This is a genomic window from Flavobacterium sp. (assembly GCF_031363805.1).
Taxonomy (GTDB): domain Bacteria; phylum Bacteroidota; class Bacteroidia; order Flavobacteriales; family Flavobacteriaceae; genus Flavobacterium.
Map to the genome: position 1 here is coordinate 1 of NZ_JANLVD010000169.1, position 1,595 is coordinate 1,595.

Annotated in this window: 2 tRNA genes and 2 rRNA genes; all 4 read left to right on the forward strand. The window is 41.8% G+C overall.

Annotation, left to right across the window (positions count from 1 at the left end):
• Positions 1–314: ribosomal RNA gene (locus RMN92_RS09740) — 16S ribosomal RNA — on the forward strand; the annotation flags it as partial.
• Positions 315–472: 158 nt separating this feature from the next.
• Positions 473–546: transfer RNA gene (locus RMN92_RS09745), tRNA-Ile, on the forward strand.
• Positions 547–758: 212 nt separating this feature from the next.
• Positions 759–832, forward strand: a tRNA-Ala gene (locus RMN92_RS09750).
• Positions 833–1,037: 205 nt separating this feature from the next.
• Positions 1,038–1,595 (forward strand): 23S ribosomal RNA (locus tag RMN92_RS09755); the annotation flags it as partial.

The following is a 1,595-nucleotide window of genomic DNA, read 5'->3' on the forward strand; positions in this document are numbered from 1 at the left end:
GGGCTACACACGTGCTACAATGGCCGGTACAGAGAGCAGCCACTGCGCAAGCAGGAGCGAATCTACAAAACCGGTCTCAGTTCGGATCGGAGTCTGCAACTCGACTCCGTGAAGCTGGAATCGCTAGTAATCGGATATCAGCCATGATCCGGTGAATACGTTCCCGGGCCTTGTACACACCGCCCGTCAAGCCATGGAAGCTGGGGGTGCCTGAAGTCGGTGACCGCAAGGAGCTGCCTAGGGTAAAACTGGTAACTAGGGCTAAGTCGTAACAAGGTAGCCGTACCGGAAGGTGCGGCTGGAACACCTCCTTTCTAGAGTATGACCTAGTTTATAACAAATTTAAGGTTTTACTTACTCTGCTGTTAATTCAAATAATACAAGATTTAATGATTGAAAGATTTAAAAATTGAAAGATTCTAATCAATCTTTAAATTTTTAAATTATTTAATCTTTAAATAAAAAACAAGAGTGTCTCGTAGCTCAGCTGGTTAGAGTACTACACTGATAATGTAGGGGTCGACAGTTCGAGTCTGTCCGAGACAACAAAATCAATTACGAATTTGTAAATTACGAATTACGCATTGAGAAAAAATAAACGTTCATATACAAAATTAAAGCGAATCATTGTAATTAAAATCACGATACTATCGTAATTTGAAATTCGTAATTCGTAATTAAAAAGGAAATACTAGGGTTGAAAAATTATGATTTTACATCGTAATTCGTAATTCACAATTCGTAATTAAAAAAAAATTGGGGGATTAGCTCAGCTGGCTAGAGCGCCTGCCTTGCACGCAGGAGGTCAACGGTTCGACTCCGTTATTCTCCACTATTTTAGTTAATTAGGCACAAGCCAATAGGCAAGAGTTTAAAAAGACTAGATATACGAAGCAATACTAATGCCTTTTGGCTGATTACTATTGCCTAGAAAAAAGTTCATTGACATATTGAGATAAAAAAATTTAAAAAGTAGAAAGAACACGTATTTGTGATTTATTACAATTGCGTAGAGATGTAGCATTGCTACATCTGTACAATAAGCAAAATAAGGGCGTATGGGGGATGCCTAGGCTCTCAGAGGCGATGAAGGGCGTGATAAGCTGCGAAAAGCTACGGGGATTGGCACACACGAATTAATCCGTAGATACCCGAATGGGGCAACCCAATACATTGAAGATGTATTACACCGATAGGTGGGCAAACCCGCTGAACTGAAACATCTAAGTAGGCGGAGGAGAAGAAAACAAAAGTGATTCCGTAAGTAGTGGCGAGCGAACGCGGATTAGCCCAAACCAAGCATGTTACGGCATACTTGGGGTTGTAGGACCACGATATTTGTTGCGGAGCGAACTAGAATCTACTGGAAAGTAGAACCAAAGAGGGTGATAGTCCTGTATAGGTAAGCGAAGATAATGATAGTGGTATCCTGAGTAGGGCGGGACACGAGAAATCCTGTCTGAATTTGGCGGGACCATCCGCTAAGGCTAAATACTCCTGAGAGACCGATAGTGAACCAGTACCGTGAGGGAAAGGTGAAAAGAACCGTGAATAACGGAGTGAAATAGATCCTGAAACCATACGCTTACAAGCGG